General features: G+C 46.9%; 12 protein-coding genes. 3 read left to right on the forward strand and 9 right to left on the reverse strand.

Annotation, left to right across the window (positions count from 1 at the left end; all coding sequences use genetic code 11):
• Positions 1-30 precede the first annotated feature (30 nt).
• Positions 31-255: a hypothetical protein gene (locus QUB56_RS19655; protein ID WP_332957437.1), complete on the forward strand. Its 225-nt coding sequence runs from the start codon at positions 31-33 to the stop codon at positions 253-255.
• Positions 256-303: 48 nt separating this feature from the next.
• On the opposite strand, the gene QUB56_RS19660 is transcribed toward QUB56_RS19655, so the two are convergent.
• From QUB56_RS19660 to nfi, 9 genes are all read right to left on the reverse strand, one after another.
• Entirely contained in the window at positions 304-1386 is a 1083-nt protein-coding gene (locus QUB56_RS19660) for an AI-2E family transporter (protein WP_332957438.1), read from the reverse strand.
• Positions 1387-1646: 260 nt separating this feature from the next.
• Positions 1647-2720, reverse strand: a complete 1074-nt coding sequence (locus QUB56_RS19665) for a D-alanine--D-alanine ligase family protein (protein WP_332957439.1) — start codon at positions 2718-2720, stop codon at positions 1647-1649.
• A 671-nt stretch (positions 2721-3391) separates the two neighbouring features.
• The gene (gene miaB / locus QUB56_RS19670) at positions 3392-4735 is read right to left on the reverse strand and encodes a tRNA (N6-isopentenyl adenosine(37)-C2)-methylthiotransferase MiaB (RefSeq protein WP_332957440.1); all 1344 of its coding nucleotides are present in this window, start codon (positions 4733-4735) and stop codon (positions 3392-3394) included.
• Positions 4736-5012: 277 nt separating this feature from the next.
• The gene (locus tag QUB56_RS19675; protein WP_332957441.1) at positions 5013-6152 is read right to left on the reverse strand and encodes a DNA cytosine methyltransferase; all 1140 of its coding nucleotides are present in this window, start codon (positions 6150-6152) and stop codon (positions 5013-5015) included.
• Between the two features lie 191 nt (positions 6153-6343).
• On the reverse strand, positions 6344-6772 hold the full coding sequence (locus tag QUB56_RS19680; RefSeq protein ID WP_332957444.1) for a hypothetical protein: 429 nt from the start codon (positions 6770-6772) through the stop codon (positions 6344-6346).
• A gap of 409 nt (positions 6773-7181) precedes the next feature.
• Positions 7182-9185, reverse strand: a complete 2004-nt coding sequence (locus QUB56_RS19685) for an FHA domain-containing protein (protein ID WP_332957445.1) — start codon at positions 9183-9185, stop codon at positions 7182-7184.
• A 104-nt stretch (positions 9186-9289) separates the two neighbouring features.
• Positions 9290-9817 (reverse strand): FHA domain-containing protein, encoded by a 528-nt coding sequence (locus tag QUB56_RS19690; RefSeq protein WP_332957446.1) that lies wholly within the window; start codon positions 9815-9817, stop codon positions 9290-9292.
• Positions 9818-10401: 584 nt separating this feature from the next.
• On the reverse strand, positions 10402-10629 hold the full coding sequence (locus QUB56_RS19695; protein ID WP_190739808.1) for a KGG domain-containing protein: 228 nt from the start codon (positions 10627-10629) through the stop codon (positions 10402-10404).
• Between the two features lie 455 nt (positions 10630-11084).
• The gene (nfi, locus tag QUB56_RS19700) at positions 11085-11738 is read right to left on the reverse strand and encodes a deoxyribonuclease V (protein WP_332957448.1); all 654 of its coding nucleotides are present in this window, start codon (positions 11736-11738) and stop codon (positions 11085-11087) included.
• A gap of 660 nt (positions 11739-12398) precedes the next feature.
• On the opposite strand from nfi, the gene QUB56_RS19705 reads away from it, so the two are divergent.
• Both QUB56_RS19705 and QUB56_RS19710 read left to right on the forward strand, forming a co-directional pair.
• Positions 12399-13223: a prohibitin family protein gene (locus tag QUB56_RS19705; RefSeq protein ID WP_332957449.1), complete on the forward strand. Its 825-nt coding sequence runs from the start codon at positions 12399-12401 to the stop codon at positions 13221-13223.
• A 293-nt stretch (positions 13224-13516) separates the two neighbouring features.
• A complete protein-coding gene (locus tag QUB56_RS19710; RefSeq protein WP_332957450.1) occupies positions 13517-16528 on the forward strand; it encodes an EAL domain-containing protein in 3012 nt (1003 codons plus the stop codon).
• The last annotated feature ends 64 nt before the right edge of the window (positions 16529-16592 follow it).

Genomic DNA, 16592 nt, shown 5'->3' on the forward strand with positions numbered 1-16592 from the left:
AAACATTAACAAAAACCAAAGTCGTCTACTATGAATTTTAAGTTTGGCAAATCTTTTCTGGCAACCGCCCTCGCCCTGGGTGAGCTATTATCCGGCATTGCGGGCACTGCGGGAATGCCTGCAATCCAAGCTGCTACCAGGAAACCCGCAACTAAGACATCAGTTAAAACAACCCCCAAGCATCAAGCTAAAGTAGCAACTAAAGCAACCCCCAAGCATCAAGCTAAAAGAGCAACTAAAGCTAAGTCAAAGTAGACAGCCAGAACTCCGTTCAAATCTAAGATTTGAACGGAGTTTGCAATTTTATTGCTCTGTAGGTTCAATGGAACTAACCGGATCAATTTCCTTGGAATTGTTGCTCAAAGTTTCCAAAGTGTCAACAGTATTCTTAATAAAACCTGCCATCGGCACAGCAACTATCAAACCTGCTACTCCCGCCACCTTAGCTCCCACCAACAGCGACACTAAAATCCACACGGGATTGAGACCAATAAAACCGCCTAATAAGCGAGGAGCGACCCCGCTTTCAATTACTTGCTCAATTACTGTAGCGACAGCTAAAACTGTCACGCCGAGCCAAAAGTTGTTTAATGTGATCAGCAAACTGACAATGCAAATACTGAAAGGTGCCCCGAAGGGAATCATAGTCATTACACCCACACCCAAACCGAACAGCAGTCCGAAGGGAACTCGCAAAATTAAAAAAGCAACAGTTATCGACAGTCCCATCAAACCCGCCAAAGTTGCTTGCCCGACGAAGTAGTTGTGGAAGCTTCGCGCCAGCAACTCTCGCAATTGAAGGTTCAGCTTGGAGGGAAACCACTTAAACAAGCCTTCCCATACGCGATCGCCGTGCAAGAGCAAGTAGAATGTCACGACTATTGTCAGGAGAAAATTCAACAGACTGTCTGCAGCACCCAAGCCAAATTTGAGAATTTCGCCAGTGAGAGACTGCAAAGGAGCTGAAAGTCGATCGCTCAATTGGGTAGTCAAACCCCTGACATCAATGCGGAGATTGCGATTTTCCGCCCACTTGTGGAACGCTTCAATCTGTTCTGTGCCAGAAACTATCCAAGTCGGCAGTCGGGTGGCGAGTTCAGTGATTTGGTTTAGCAGAATCGGAGCCAGAGTCAGACCTAAAACCACCAATACCAGTAAAGTTAAAAACAATACGCACAAAACTGCTCGATCGCGCTTCAGCCCGTATCTGCGCAGAAAGCGAACTGGATAATCTAGCAAAAAAGACAGCACTGTAGCCACTACCAACACTGTGATCAGGGCGCGAAAATATTCAAAGACTAGGAGGGCTAACCAGCAGTTGAGTACCGCTAGGGGAAATACCAGTCCGTAAGTCCACCACTGCGGAAGTTGAGTGAAACGTCTCATCTAAGTTAACCGAGTTAAAATTTGAGATGCAAGATGTGAGATTGACAATGCTATTCGCCCTTCTCCGTCAACCATTTTATGTGGCATTTATTTATACCCGACTGCTTAAAATTCCCAATTGCTCGACCAGCAGGGGAAATTGGGTAGCTGGCAGGCAGTGCCTGCCACAACCATGTTATATTGTTTCCGCTGGTATGGATATATTACCTGCGAAATTAATTTTTTTTCGGTTGACACGGCAGCGGTTTGCAGCTCGCGATTCAACCTTTTTCCCCGTGGCGTTCGAGAGCTAATTGAATTAAACGGTCTACTAATTCGGGGAAAAAAATGCCATCGGCTGCCCACATTTGCGGATACATACTGGTAGCTGTAAATCCCGGCAAAGTGTTGATTTCGTTAATCAAAACTTCTCCGGTTGATTCAATGTAGAAAAAGTCTACTCGCGCTAAACCGGCTGCATCTACAGCCAAAAATGCTTGCACTGCCATTTCTTGGATTTGCGAGGCGATCGCACCGCTGACTTTTGCCGGAATTGACCAGTCGGCTTGTCCCTGGGTATATTTAGTTTCGTAGTCGTAGAAATCGCTTTGAAAAATAATTTCTCCCACCGTTGAAGCTTTGGGATTATCGTTTCCTAAAACTGCACATTCTAATTCTCTAGCAACCACACCCGCTTCAACAATTATCCGCCTGTCGTAGCTGGCGGCGCTATCGAGAGCTGCTTCTAACTCAGCGCGCGATCGAGCTTTAGAAATTCCCACAGACGAACCCAAATTCGCCGGTTTAACAAAGCAAGGATAGCCCAAAGCCGCTTCAATTTTGTCGCACAGTTTGGGGAAAACGCAAGGATTAGACCAGATTTCGGAACGATTGACAGCGATGTATTTTACCTGCGGCAAACCAGCGTGAGCAAAAGCCATTTTCATCGCAATTTTATCCATTCCCAGGGCCGAACCTAAAACCCCCGAACCGACAAAAGGAAGTTGCATTAATTTCAGCAACCCTTGCACAGTACCGTCTTCGCCATTTGGTCCGTGCAAAATAGGGAACCAAACATCTACGGCATTAAAATTAGGAAACTGTCCAGACGCGGGAGAGTCATCTTGTCCGGGTTGTTCCTCTATTTCCAGAGGTTTTCCGGTGGCCAAGACTTGTTGAGGTAATGTTCCCGACAGCCAGCGGCCGTTTTTTTGGATATAAAAGGGCAGAACTTCGTATTTAGAGGCATTTTCCTCAGCAGCGAGGGCGCGGGCGATCGCCCGCGCCGAACTAATTGAGACTTCGTGTTCGCCCGATCGCCCCCCGAACAATAGCCCGATCCGCATCTTTGTCATTTTTCAATACTCCTAGGACTTTTCGACAAATATACACGCAGTTAGCGCAGCTAACGCAGAGACGAACCGTTTTAAGACTATTATCTCCTCTGTCCACTCGGACTCTGTGTCAAGAGCGCTCTCTGCGGTTAAAATCCCCGTCTCGCCTGTCAAAAGCCTCAATTCCCCCCCCGATCGTTTTCAGTTAAACCGTCGCCAGAATCCGCAGCAAACAGCCACAGTTAGTCAAAAATTGCATCCCCCAAACAGCTTAAAATCCCATCATTTCCCTCAGCCTTCGATTCCAGATTTCTTGCCCTCATTTGAAACAGTTTATTTCCTTCCTCGTCCTTCAGCGCAGCCAGATATAGCAATCCTAAATCATTTGTGAATTTCTTACTCCCTCCCCTTAGAAAGGGGAGGGCTGGGGTGGGGTAAAAAATTTACGACTCCTGCAAGGTTTGCTATATTGCCGGAGTCAACAGAAACGCTCAATACTCCAGTCATCCTCAGTTGTCGGAATAGTTGTTAGCAGCAAAAGGCGAATTGGTTTCTTCAGAATTTGCGCCCCATATTAAATTGCTTCTTTCCACAAATCTAGTTGCGATTTGACCAGCCTACAATTTTTGTTTTGAGTATTGAGTTTGCCAACATTATTTTTGGTAATTTAACTCAAGACTCAAAACTCAAAACTATTCCAGCATTTCTCCCGTCAAACTAAAAGCGCGAATATCTGTAATTTTAACCTGCACAATTTTACCCGCCAATTCAGCAATATCGCCCTTAAAAAATGTGAGACGATTACCGCGAGTGCGTCCCATCACCTGAGTTGAATCTTTGAGATTTTGGACTTCCACCAAAACCTCTTCAGTGCGTCCGAAATAGCGCTGCGATCGTTCCATAGCCGTTGTTGTCACTACATGATTGATTCGTTGCAGGCGATCGGCTTTCACCTCTTCACTCAACTGATTTTCCCACAAAGCCGCCGGCGTCCCAGGGCGAGGGGAGTAAGCAGCAGTATTCACCAAATCAAAACCAACATCTTCGATCAACTTCAAAGTCTTCTCAAACTGCGCTTCCGTCTCCCCCGGAAAACCCACAATCGCGTCTGCAGTAATCGAAGCATCCGGCATATAACGGCGAATTGTATCAATAATCCGGCGGTATTTTTCCTGAGTATAACCGCGCGACATCGCCTTCAAAATATCGTTATCTCCCGACTGAAAAGGAATGTGAAAATGTTCGCAAACCTGCGGTAATTCCGCACAAGCCTTAATCAATCTTTCCGTAAAATAGCGCGGGTGGCTAGTAGCAAATCTGAGGCGATCGACACCAGGCACATCCTGCACAAAATAAAGCAAATCCGTCAAAGTATGCTGGTTGCTGCCGTCTGGTTTTGTCCCCGGCAAATCGCGGCCGTAAGCATCAATATTTTGCCCCAACAAAGTTACTTCTTTGTAACCTTGACGGCCCAAATCCTCCATTTCCGCCCGAATTGCCTCCGGCATTCGCGACTGTTCAACCCCGCGAACATTCGGGACAACACAATAAGTGCAGCGTTCATTGCAGCCATAAATTACATTCACCCAAGCAGTCACCTTGCTATCGCGGCGCGGCTTAGTAATATCCTCCATAATCTCAACAGCTTCTGTCGCCACAACTTGATTGCCCTCAAAAACTTGTTCCAGCAAATCTTCAAGTCGGTTAGCGTGTTGCGGGCCCATTACTAAGTCTAATTCCGGCACTCTGCGCAGCAGCGCTTCACCTTCTTGCTGCGCCACGCATCCAGCTACAATTAAAGTTAAACCCGGTTCTTGGCGCTTGCGATGAGCTTGCCTTCCCAGGTTAGAATAAACTCTTTGTTCGGCATTGTCGCGAATTGTGCAAGTATTGTAGAGAATCAAGCTAGCTTCGTTCGGGTCTTCCGAAAACTCAAAGCCCATATTTTCCAGAATGCCGGCCATCCGTTCCGAGTCGGCTTTATTCATCTGGCATCCGAAAGTAGTGATGTGATAGCGGCGGGATTTAACGGTCATGGCGAATTGCAGGCAATAAAAAATATAGGTTTTCAACCTTAACAATTTATTATAACACTTCTGTGTTAAACGAGATATGTCTGGTAATTGGGAATTTTAGTAATTGTAGGGTGCGCAATGCGCACCTTATTTTAGTAATTCTAGGGTGCGCAATGACCACTTTACCGCTACTGGAGATTTTAGTAATTTTAGGGTACGCAATGCCCACCTTACCGCTACAAAGAGTTTTAGATACCCGGTAACTTCTGCGAGGTCGGGTAGCTGACTATTTGTTTTTTTAGTTATATAAAAACTGTAAAATTGTTTTGGCAATACCTTGTGCAGCCAAATAAGGAACCCCATTTCCAACAGTTTTAAACATATTACTCAATGTCATCTTAGCCGGCAATGCAAACTCTTTTGGCAGTGACTGAACAGCCAGTGTTTCTGCAACAGAAAGCCTGCGAACTTTGTAAGGGTGCAAGTGAACTTCGTTATTGCCGTAACAAGCTGTCGGCGAATAACGCCATCGGTGCAATCGCTTGAAAGATTTTTTTGAATCGTCTCCTTCATCAACGGAAGCAAACCGCTGAAGACCTGCTTTGGGTTTGAAATAGTGTTTGGCATTGGGATGGTTGAGAACGTGATTTTTTTGGAACCAAAACTCAACAGTTAATTCTTGGGGAATACCATCAGGACAAGGCAAGAAACCATCGCCTGCAAAGGCATTCCTCTCAGGCCAAGGATTAGAAAAAACTTCGGATTTGGGATATAATATCTGACTCTGCCAAGAGAATAAACTTTCGGGTAAAAATGGGCTTTTTCGATCTAGACAAATGCCCATATTTTTGAGAATAAATTTTCTAAAGCCAATCAAAATAATTCTTTCTCTATCTTGGGGCACACCGTATTCTATCGCATTAATTAAACGCTCTACAAAAACGTATCCCGAATCAGCCAACTGATGTTTAAGTTCGTTGTAAAAAGCTTTATGTTTTTTTGTTCTCCACAAACCTTTGACATTCTCAAATAAAAAAAAATCCGGCTGCTGCTGGCAAATTAATTCAATGTATGAAGCTGAAAGCTGACCTTTATCTCCTTCCCCACCTCGGTTTTTGCCACCAATAGAAAAGTCAGGACAAGGCGGCCCCGCGATAAATCCCACAATATCGTGATGCTTGCGGGCATCCTGCATCAATTCCCGCAGGCGCAAAGCTGGTTCTCCCCCTACAAGCCGAGTTACATCTGCTTCCTCTCCTTCGCAATATCCGTATTCTGGTAGCGGCAAATTCAGGCACTGCCGAGAATAGCGGTATGCTTGCATGAAAGGTGGGAAAATTTCATTGACATACGCTACATTAAAGCCGATCGACTCAAAACCCAGATCGAGCAAGCCTGAACCAGAAAAAAATGAGAATATACAAGGAGGATGGTGCATTGAAGGATGCCGGCAATTTTGAGCTTAGCTTACTATAAATTATGTCTGGTGCCGAGGGAGCGGTGCACCTTACTATAAATTCTGTTGGGCATGGGGAATTGGGAATTGGGAATTGTTAGAATGGCCGGGGCGGGTTTATGAGATTATTGGTTTGAAGCGATTGTTGGTAAAAACCGCCCCTACAGGTATTATTACAACCATTGCCCGCCTCGGAAACGCCAGTAGGGGAAGAAAATCCGCATCAGTGTTTGCGACGCCAGATAAATAGCCAGCCACACTAAACTATAATGCAAAGCAAAAACGCCTAAGTCAAAATCTTGTGCAGGTATCCCGGGCAAACCGATAATTTTGATTAAAAATAACAGAAAAAGCGCTTCCCAAATCCCAGCGAGCAATTGAAACGCGCCGGGCCAATCTCGATCCCAGCGGAACTGCTGGATCGCAATATATAAAGCATCCCAGCCGATGCCAAAAATCGCTACATACCCTAAAATCCAGAAAAAAATTGAGCCTGATTGGGAGGTAATTAAACCCATAAAAAAGGGCAGGGTTACTAAAACGCCTACGGTTGAAAATAGCAGTAACCGAGTTTGCCAGCGGCCGAATAAGGTGGGAGTCATGCGATTTTAGATTTTAGATTTTAGATTTTAGATTGAATGGGAAGGGTGTTCGATTTGAGATTGGGGATTTGAGATTTGAGATTGCAGGGGAAGGTTGTTTGATTTGAGATTGGGGATTTGAGATTTGAGATTTGAGATTGCAGGGGAAGGTTGTTCGATTTGAGATTGGGGATTTGAGATTTGAGATTGCAGGGGAAGGTTGTTCGATTTGAGATTGGGGATTTGAGATTTGAGATTTGAGATTGCAGGGGAAGGTTGTTTGATTTGAGATTGGGGATTTGAGATTTGAGATTGCAGGGGAAGGTTGTTTGATTTGAGATTGGGGATTTGAGATTTTAGATTGAACGCGAAGCTTGTTTAGATCCATTAAATCCCGTACATTGCTCGTTGCCGAACTTGGTTCTTCAAGTTAGTCGGGAGATTTATTTAAAATCCACTTCCACCACTGCAGGAACGATCGCCAAACGCTCAATTTCCGGACACCCGAATCTCGGTTGGCGGCCAGACTTTCAACCGAACGCAAGGCGGCGTATTGCAAGCCCAAAAAACTGTCTACGGGCGCGTAAGGCCCTCCCAAAGTAATCGCGCCGGCTGCGTATACCCGACCTTCTCCGTTGCTAGCAGAAGTGTTGCGCAATTCGGGCACTTCAAAATCATTGTTAACGCTCAGCCGCCCGAAACCGTTGAGGGGAAGATTGTATTGAGCTACCAAATCATTTAATAGGGGACTTGTTTTTACTTTAGCGTCCAAACCCGTAGCATCAATAATAAAATCAGCCTCTAACTTAATTTGCCCCTTGAGTTCCTTCTCCTGAATGTAAGTCACCGTGCGGTTTTGACTGTCGCGCTCGACTCGCTCGACTTCCCCGAAGGTAATTTGATACCATCCTTGACTTAAACCTTCTTTGACAATCCGCCGCCAGTCCCGGCGCTTGGCTGTAGTAGTGCCGCCCCAGTCTGTGAGCAACTGCGGGCGAAATTCGGGGGCGGCTTGTTCCAAAAGTACGCGGAGTTCCCCGCCCCAGCAAGCTTTGGGCCAGTTGAAAGGTTGAAATTCGTAGTGATTTTCAACGCTGCGCTGAGCGAGGTTAAATTTGTTGCCCTGGGGTTTGGGCGATCGCATCAAATGCAATACTTGAATGTTACTGTTCCGCTGCCGCGCTTCGTAAATTCGCTGCACGACTCGGGAAGCCACAATTCCCCGGCCTCTAATTAACACGCTGCCGCCGCTGGCCTCCAATTTTTCGTAAACGCCGTCGTGGCTTTCGTAAGCGTTGACAACCGACTCAAAATCCTGGGTTTTTTCGCGGTAAGCTTGCAAGTCGGGCAGAAATTGAATGGCGGGATAGCCGGTGGCTAAGTGTACGTATTTGGCGACTAAAAAAGCGTGGTCGCGGCGATCCGCATTCGATCGAGAATAAGCGATCGCGTACCTGCCGTCATCTGTTTTGCGAATTCCCCGCACTCTACCGTAGCGAAACATTTGATTCCACCCAATTCTTTCGACTTCCCTGTCAATCGAATCAAACACATTCACCGCGCGAGGCGTATAAGTTTCGGCAAAAGTCGGTTCAGCAAACACCTGCCACATCAACATCAGCGATACTCCCAAACGCCCTTTGCGCAATTCCTGCCAAGCTTCCCGCAAAGCATAAGGAGGCCAGCCCCAAATGTTGTCTGGACAAGAGTCAGAATTCGATCGCAGGCGTTCCCGCAGCGGAATTTGAGAATTCAGGCACAGACGCAGGTAGCGGGCGTAAGGCTGGTTTTCCATGCCCAAAACCGCAATTCGATCGGTTTTCACGCCGCAAATTCTCAGCAAATCCACCCAAATAAAGCTGCCCAAACCGCCGCCAACGGCAGCCCAATCAACTTCTGTCACAGGGAGTCCCATAGATTCGAGCGATCGCATTTTCATTTTAGAAGCGTGCAAAAATGCGATCGGCGGAAATTCTCCCCTACTACTTGTTTGAGAAACCTGCGACACCATTTGCGGTCCCAATGCCGGATCTGGCCCATTGGTCTGCGGGTTAAAGAAAATGTGAGAATTGACAGACGGCGTTTCTGGGGAATTAACAGCAAAAGAAATGCCGATCGCGTAGGGCCCTACTTGCAGCATATCCCCGTTTGCCAGCACGCACCGGGTTTGGCGAACGCCGTTGACAAAAGTACCGTTGCGGCTACCCGTGTCAGTGAGTACGATACTGTCACCTTCGGTGCCAATCACTGCGTGAAAGCGAGAAACTTGACTGCTGCTGAGCGCAATTCGAGAAACTCGTTCCCCGTTGATTGTGGCCGGCATAGCTTCAAAAATTCGTCCCAAAGCGATGGGTAAGTCGAGTATAGGGGATCGACAATCCCCCGTAGCTGTATCTGTCCAAGTCAGTCGCAGGCGCAAGGGTTGAGAATTCATGATTATTTTTTAAACATCAGCCGTCGGCTTTGAGCTTTCTGCAAAAAAGATTTTTTAATTTGAGAGTATTTAGCGAATACCCGGATTTTCCCTTTTTCAAACTTTCAGGGAGACAGCATCACACTCGCCGCCGCCGCCAAAGAAGTACCGCACCACGGACACCCCGCATTCAACTGCGCGTAAGGCGAAATTCGGCTGCACTTGGGACACTGCAAGCCATATTTTGAAGGCCCCGTAGGCCCAGAGTTACCCAGTGCAGGAGGCCCCAGCAAAACTGTCTGCGGCGCGGCTACCTGCACCTCTGTCACCTTCACCACCTCGATTTCCACTTCGCCTAAATGGATGTGGCTTCCCAATCTCAATTTTGCTTCGCCTCGGGGGAGAATTTTTCCGTCTACCAGCGGCGGATTGCTTTCGCGCAAATTTCGCACAGCATACTCGTGCAATTCGTGATTAAAAAATATTTCAACGTGTAGACCCGATACGCTGGGATGCGACAATACTATATCGCACTTCGCCGGATCGCGCCCGAGCCTGACGCTTCCGGGATTTTTGCTCGGCTGTCCGTTGTGAATTGTCTGAGTTTGACGCACCCCAGCTTCTGTCCATGCTAAAGTGAGCTGGTTTGTCATGATTGTATAGTTTTCTCAAAAATATAAAAAAATATTAGCTGATTTATTTTGAGGACGGACTTCCTCACCAAAAAACTTAATTAGAATTATTGACGCGGACTCGATCTTGCCTTCGGAAAATATTATCTACAGCTAAACAAAAAAGCCCCTAAGTCTGGGCTTTTACTGATCGTAGGCTCTTTTTTTGAGAGACTGATATCAAATCCGTTAGCATCGGAATAGTAAATTCGAGTTCACTGTTGACTCTCAACTGTCAACCCTCAACCGTCAACATCACGGACGGTGTAACCGTCCATGATATGACTCGCGCTGGCGAGCTTTTCTTTCCCGCCAAATTATTGACCCCAGTGCAGCTTGGTTAAAAATTTGCTGTTCCCGATTCGCCAGCGATTGCTAAAAACTAATTGCTGTGGGGTTTTCAGATTAGCGAAGCTTGGGTGCGCCAGTGACGAATTTTGGAGGTGAAACGATCGAACTACCTCGGGAAATTCGATCGCCCCACCTCCTCAAACGCTCAGTGTCCTAGTGCTATGTCTGAAACTGCAACCGTGTAATCTTTCGTTGCAGAGCCAGCCTTGAGAGACTTATTCGCTCTTGCGGCTTTTCCGACCGCCTTCGCGACCAATTTGAGCCATGTGTTCGCGATTTCTGCTGACAGCTTCGCCGCCTTTTTGGCCAGCTTGTCTGGCTTCTTCAGGGGTGAATTCGTGTGCAGTTCCTTTCTCGTGTGCAGCTTTTCCGCCTTTGCTAGCAATTGCGCGCTGTTTTTCTGCATCCATAGAAGCGAATCCGCGTTTGCTTTTCTCAGCCATGACTGTCTCCTTGTTTTTTTTTCTGATTTTTTAGCTCGATCGCGCCTTCGCCTCCCACTGTCGTGGGTATTCCCACTCAGCGGTGAGATATCCGACGGTAAATTATGAGACCTCATCAGACGAATCTAAGCTTTTGGTCTAACTCGCAGGATGACTCTTTCATAATTTACAAATGTGAACTAAAAATAGTTCACGCCCGGGCACTATAGCTAGAGCCGCCAATGTTTAGCAGGTTACTGTCTTTCAATCATTCTATAAACCCCCCCAACTTTTATACCTCTTTCTCAGGTATAGTCATTCTTTAGTTCGCTGGAAGGATGGAAGCCAAAGCTGATTGGGGGTAGACTCAGAGGATTTTTCGACTTCACGGCGAGACCTCAAAAATTAAAAGTCTAAAGAGGGTTGCGTTTTTGTCTTTTTACTTTTTTTTTTTTGAGGCATTCGGCGCTTGCCTGCTATCCCGATGTTAGTTGGTCTGCCGATCGAGTGGTTTCTGGTAAGCGATATTTTGGGGCGCAGCGCAGGACATACTCGATCGCACTTATCAAGTTTACCTTATGACCGATCGAAACATAAATCGGTTTTACTCCTGTTTGCGTCCTCAGCGCTGCCCCTACTGTTGATCCCTCCAGCAGCAAGGGTTGCCAACTGCCCCGGTCGAGTCCGACTTCTGAATGTTCTCCCATAAATCGATTTTTGGCAACTCCGATCGTGGCAATTCCTGTCAAAACCCCCAAATGGCAGGCCAGACCGAACCTGCGGGGATGGGCTAGTCCTTGACCGTCGCACAAGATCAAGTCTGGCCTCAAACTGATATTTTCCAAAGCCTCAAGGACTGCGGGTACTTCTCGAAAAGACAAGAAACCGGGAATGTAAGGAAAAGTTGTAGGACTGCGAACCACTGCTTGCTGCTGCAACTGCAAGTCGGGAAAGCTCAGAACTGTTACAGCGGCCCGGGATACGTCTTGTGCACTGTCGTAGCCGACATCTACGCCTGCGACGTACCGAACTGTCTCGAGTTGATTTTCGGTAATTACCTCTGGCCGAAGCTGTTCTTGAATGGCGATCGCCTCTTCAATTGTCTGCGGCCAAGGGTGTCGCTGCAACATTAGACATCTTCATTTAACCGTTCTCATCTAACCTTAACTTATTTTCTGGCATTTTTAAACTCAGATTTTTATCCTTTTACGCTATAAATTCACAACTTGCGTAAGGAGTCTTTCTTTATACTCTGGAGGTTTGACTGAGGCGGGTCGAGGCTCATTCTACACATAGAGTCTGTACATCCGAGAGTGAAATTCTCTCTTTCGCGACTTGCGCCAACCTGTAAAGATTGCACCGCTGCTCACCTCCAATTTTTTACTGAAAATTTACAAAAAATACCTATTTGATGCTAATTTTTTAGCTTTCTAGAAAGCTTTCTCTTTCCGAGCCCCATGCTCTAGCTTGTCCCAGAGCGATCGAGCTATCTATTTACTTATTCTTTATCTAAAATCCTCCTCATTGTCAAGATAATTGAAACATTTATTCATCAATAATTTCAGCTAGGTACAAGTGCCATTGTTCGTACCAGAGCCTCAATGTAACGGCAATCTAATATTTTTTTGATTTAAGAGGCTTTCCGACCCTCACAGTCCTATGACTTTTATGAAAAAATAAAGAAATTTATGAGTTGTTGCACCATTAACAGGAAGTTATAATCTTAGATAAGAGCGAATAGATAACTAACATCCAGTAACACAACCTCGCTGACTTAACATATGAAAACAATGCAAAGTGTTCGGTACAACCTAGCACTCTACATCGTCGGTGGCATCGTCTTCATCATCGCCGCCTTAAATTTAAAACCTTTTGCCATCGTCGGCGCAGGGGAACGCGGCGTCATGATGCGCTTCGGCAAAGTTCAAGACGCGATCTTAGATGAAGGCATCCACCCGATTTTACCCATCGTCACCTCTGTAAAAACTCTGAGCGTGCGGGTACAAAAAACTGATATGAATGCAGATGCAGCATCCAAAGACTTGCAAAAAATTACTACAGATTTGGCAGTCAACTGGAATGTTGACCCCGCAAAAGTTAATCAAGTTTTCCAACAAGTAGGAGACGAAGAACAAATTGTTACCAGCATTCTGAGTCCGGCTATTTCGGAGGTTCTCAAAGCGGCAACTTCTAAAAAAACAGCAGAAGAAATTATCACTAAGCGCACGGAGCTCAAAACAGAAATCGACAACAGTCTCAAAAAGCGTTTGCAACCTTACGGGGTCATCGTCAGAGATGTTTCGTTAATAAATTTTGGCTTTTCGCCAGAATTTAGCAAAGCCATCGAAGCCAAACAAATAGCAGAACAAGAAGCAAAACAGGCAGAATTTGCAGTTCAAAAAGCAACCCAAGAGGCTCAAGCCGAAATTAACCGCGCTAAAGGTCAAGCCGAAGCTCAGCGCTTGCAGCGACAAACTTTAACTCCCGAAATTTTGCAGCAGAAAGCGATTGAAAAATGGAATGGCCAGTTTCCGACAGTAATGGGAGGAGGCGGAACTTTGCCTTTAATTAATATTGCGCCGCCGAGCTCTCAAGCTGCAACTGGTGTTAAATAAGCTGCTGCAAATCGTAATTGCTAGGGCGCCGGGAGAAGGGGAGAAGGGAAAAGGGGGAGAAGGGGTGAGGGTTCCAGGGCATGAGGGGAACAGAAATTAAGGGTTTTTCACGGAGGAACTGAAGATGTGCTTTTTTAAAGGTTCAACAGCAAGCGTAGACAATACCACTAACAACTAAGGTTAAATCCCGCTTACTTAAATACCAAGATAGAATTTACGTGGCGCGAATCCTGAAAAACGTTAAAGTAAGAAGCAACTAGGAAATTGTAAAGGTTTGCTTGAAAGTTCGGCTGATGGGAGATCGGGAGAACCAGTCAATTTCTAATTTAGGTGAAGTGGGGGGTGCAGGCGATCGCCATTCTGCATCAGAAGCACTGTGGCTGCGCGATCGAGCCTTGGCAGCTACTAGCATTGGCATTGTCATTGCTGACGCCAATGCACCCGATTGTCCCATAATTTATTGCAATCCGGCCTTTGAACGGATAACAGGTTACTGCGCCAGTGAAATCTTGGGGCGCAATTGCCGATTTTTGCAAGGCCCCGATACCGATCGAACTACCGTAGCTAAGATCCGCGAAGCCTTGCGCCAAGGTCGAGAAATCCAGACAACAATCAAAAATTACCGCAAAGATGGAACTCCTTTTTGGAGCAAATTGTCTGTATCTCCCGTGCGAGACAACAACGCTAATTTGACTCACTTCGTAGGAGCTCAGTCGGACTTGTCCGAAGGCATATCTGAAGTGCAGGAAGCATTGCAGCAAGCTAACGACCAACTGCAAACGATTTTGGAAGCAGTTCCGGGAACAGTATCTTGGATCAGCTCGGATTTGCGCTATTTGGGGGTTAACCAGCACTTAGCCAAACTGCACGGTTTGCCGCCGTCGGCTTTTGTCGGTCAAGATATCGGTTTTCTGGGCGCTAGCTCGGATTTTCACTCTTTTTTGGTGGAGTTTTTTGCCGGCGACGCTACGGAAACGGTTAAAGAAGTCAGCGCTAAGGTGAAAACCGACGGCGGACAGTCGGCGGGATGCTATTTGATTGTGGCTCAAAAGTACGATCGGGGCAAAGCAGCTTGTCTGGTAGGGATAGACATTACCGAGCGCAAGCGGGCAGAAGAAGCTCTGGTGCTGACTCGCAAGGCGGTGGAAAGTTCGAGCGACGCGATCGGCATCAGCGATGCCAACGGCACTCACATCTATCAAAATCAAGCGTTTTCTCAGCTATTTGAATGGGAGACGGCAGAGGAATTTAAGCTAGCCGGAGGTATTTCGGCAGTTTTTGCTGACCCCGCAGTCGCACGCGAGGTACTCGACACCATCGCCCAGGGTTATTCTTGGTCAGGTGAAATTACCAACCGCACTAAAAGCGGCCAAATTTTGCAAGTGCTGCTGCGGGCCGATGCTATTAAAGACCGCACAGGGAAAATTGTCGGTCGGATTTACATGAATACCGATATTACCGATCGCAAGCGCACGGAACAAGAGCTGCGGCAAAGCGAGAAGCGCTTTCGATCGTTGATTGAAAATGCTAGAGACATTATTGTGATTCTCGACGAGAAAGGCTTTTGCCGCTATGTCTCTCCTTCCCAAGAGCGGATTTTGGGCTACCCGACGGCGGAAGTGCTGGGCCGGTCTGTATTTGACTTGATTCACCCTGATGAATTGCCGATGGTGAATCAAGTGTTTAAAGGTGTCATCCAAATGCCGAAAGTTAGCCTGGGATTGGCGGAATACCGAGTGCAGCACAAGGACGGTTCCTGGTGCATCTTAGAAGCGGTGGCGACGAATTTGCTCGACGAACCTTCGGTGCGGGGAATTGTGGTCAACTGTCACGACGTGACTGAACGCAAGGTGGCTGAAGACCAATTGTTGCACGATGCTTTGCACGATGCGCTGACGGAGTTGCCGAACCGCGCTTTGTTGACTGACAGGTTGGGGCAAGCTTTTGCCCGCGCCCAACGGCATCCCAGCTATCAGTTTGCCGTGCTGTTTCTGGATTTGGACAGGTTTAAGGTGATTAATGACAGCCAGGGACACCGCACTGGCGATCGGCTGTTGGTGGCTGTGGCGCGCCGTCTCTTGACTTGTTTGCGGCCTGGCGATACGGCGGCGCGCCTGGGGGGAGATGAGTTTGTGATTTTGCTGGAGGAAATTAAAGATGTTGATGAGGCGATCGCCCAAGCAAAGGAAATTCTCAAGGCGATCGAACGACCGCTTTATTTGGAAGGTAATAAAGTTTTAATTACTGCTAGCATCGGCATTGCTTTGAATACCGACAAATATCAGTGGCCGGGAGATATTTTGCGCGATGCTGATATTGCGATGTACCGCGCCAAAGCTCTCGGTAAAGCTCGCTACGAAGTGTTTACGAGTTCGATGCACACTCAGGCTGTGGCTTTGATGAACTTGGAAAACGATTTGCGGGAGTCGGTTGAAGAGCTTAATTTGAAGTATTCGATAGTCAATTTGGCAGGTGGGGCGGTGGAGGAAAACTCGCCGCAGGGCGAAATAGATCCGAAGTTGGAGCGTCCGAAATTGCAATTGGATACTTTTAAATTGGAATGTCCTTTTACTGTTTATTATCAGCCGATCGTTTGTTTGAAAACAGGTTCAGTTGTCGGGTTTGAGTCGCTGGTGCGCTGGATGCACCCGGAACGGGGTTTAGTTTCCCCGATGGAATTTATTGCGATGGCGGAGGAAACTGGGTTAATTATGCCTTTGGGCTTGTGGGTTTTGAACGAAAGCTGCCGCCAAATTATCAAGTGGCAGAGTTTGAATTTACCTGTGGGAAATTCGCGGTTGACAGTAGCAGTAAATCTTTCTGGGAGGCAGTTTTCGGAACCGGAGTCGATCGAGCAAATTAAGCAAGTTTTGCTGGAAACGGGTGTTGACACTCGCTGTTTGAAGTTGGAGATTACTGAGACTGTGGTGATGGAAGATGGGGAAGCGGCGGCGGCGATGCTTTCGCAGTTGAGAGACTTGGGGATTGAACTGTGCATTGATGATTTCGGCACTGGTTATTCGTCTCTGAGTTATTTGCACAAGTTCCCGATTAATATTTTGAAGGTCGATCGCTCTTTTGTCAGCCGCGTCGGTGAAACTGGCGAAAATTTGGAAATCGTGCGGGCGATCGTGATGCTGGCCCGCAGTTTGGGGATGGAGGTAGTGGCAGAAGGTGTCGAAACCGCTGTCCAATTGGCTCAAATGCGGGCGATCGGCTGCGAGTACGGTCAGGGGTACTTTTTCTCTAAACCTCTCGACAGTGAGGCAGCTACAGCCTTGTTGAGGCGATCGCCCAAATGGTGAACTGAACCAAATATTTAGTTTGTATTTTGAAAAATATTAAAACTCTTGCGGGGTGCGCTTATTG

This window comes from Microcoleus sp. AR_TQ3_B6, assembly GCF_036702785.1.
Classification (GTDB): domain Bacteria; phylum Cyanobacteriota; class Cyanobacteriia; order Cyanobacteriales; family Microcoleaceae; genus Microcoleus.

Excerpts from the sequence above, each read along its gene's own strand:
- QUB56_RS19655 (WP_332957437.1), top strand. The coding sequence starts at position 31 with ATGAATTTTAAGTTTGGCAAATCTTTTCTGGCAACCGCCCTCGCCCTG.
- QUB56_RS19660 (WP_332957438.1), bottom strand. The coding sequence starts at position 1,386 with ATGAGACGTTTCACTCAACTTCCGCAGTGGTGGACTTACGGACTGGTA.
- QUB56_RS19665 (WP_332957439.1), bottom strand. The coding sequence starts at position 2,720 with ATGACAAAGATGCGGATCGGGCTATTGTTCGGGGGGCGATCGGGCGAA.
- miaB (WP_332957440.1), bottom strand. The coding sequence starts at position 4,735 with ATGACCGTTAAATCCCGCCGCTATCACATCACTACTTTCGGATGCCAG.
- QUB56_RS19675 (WP_332957441.1), bottom strand. The coding sequence starts at position 6,152 with ATGCACCATCCTCCTTGTATATTCTCATTTTTTTCTGGTTCAGGCTTG.
- QUB56_RS19680 (WP_332957444.1), bottom strand. The coding sequence starts at position 6,772 with ATGACTCCCACCTTATTCGGCCGCTGGCAAACTCGGTTACTGCTATTT.
- QUB56_RS19685 (WP_332957445.1), bottom strand. The coding sequence starts at position 9,185 with ATGAATTCTCAACCCTTGCGCCTGCGACTGACTTGGACAGATACAGCT.
- QUB56_RS19690 (WP_332957446.1), bottom strand. The coding sequence starts at position 9,817 with ATGACAAACCAGCTCACTTTAGCATGGACAGAAGCTGGGGTGCGTCAA.
- QUB56_RS19695 (WP_190739808.1), bottom strand. The coding sequence starts at position 10,629 with ATGGCTGAGAAAAGCAAACGCGGATTCGCTTCTATGGATGCAGAAAAA.
- nfi (WP_332957448.1), bottom strand. The coding sequence starts at position 11,738 with ATGTTGCAGCGACACCCTTGGCCGCAGACAATTGAAGAGGCGATCGCC.
- QUB56_RS19705 (WP_332957449.1), top strand. The coding sequence starts at position 12,399 with ATGCAAAGTGTTCGGTACAACCTAGCACTCTACATCGTCGGTGGCATC.
- QUB56_RS19710 (WP_332957450.1), top strand. The coding sequence starts at position 13,517 with ATGGGAGATCGGGAGAACCAGTCAATTTCTAATTTAGGTGAAGTGGGG.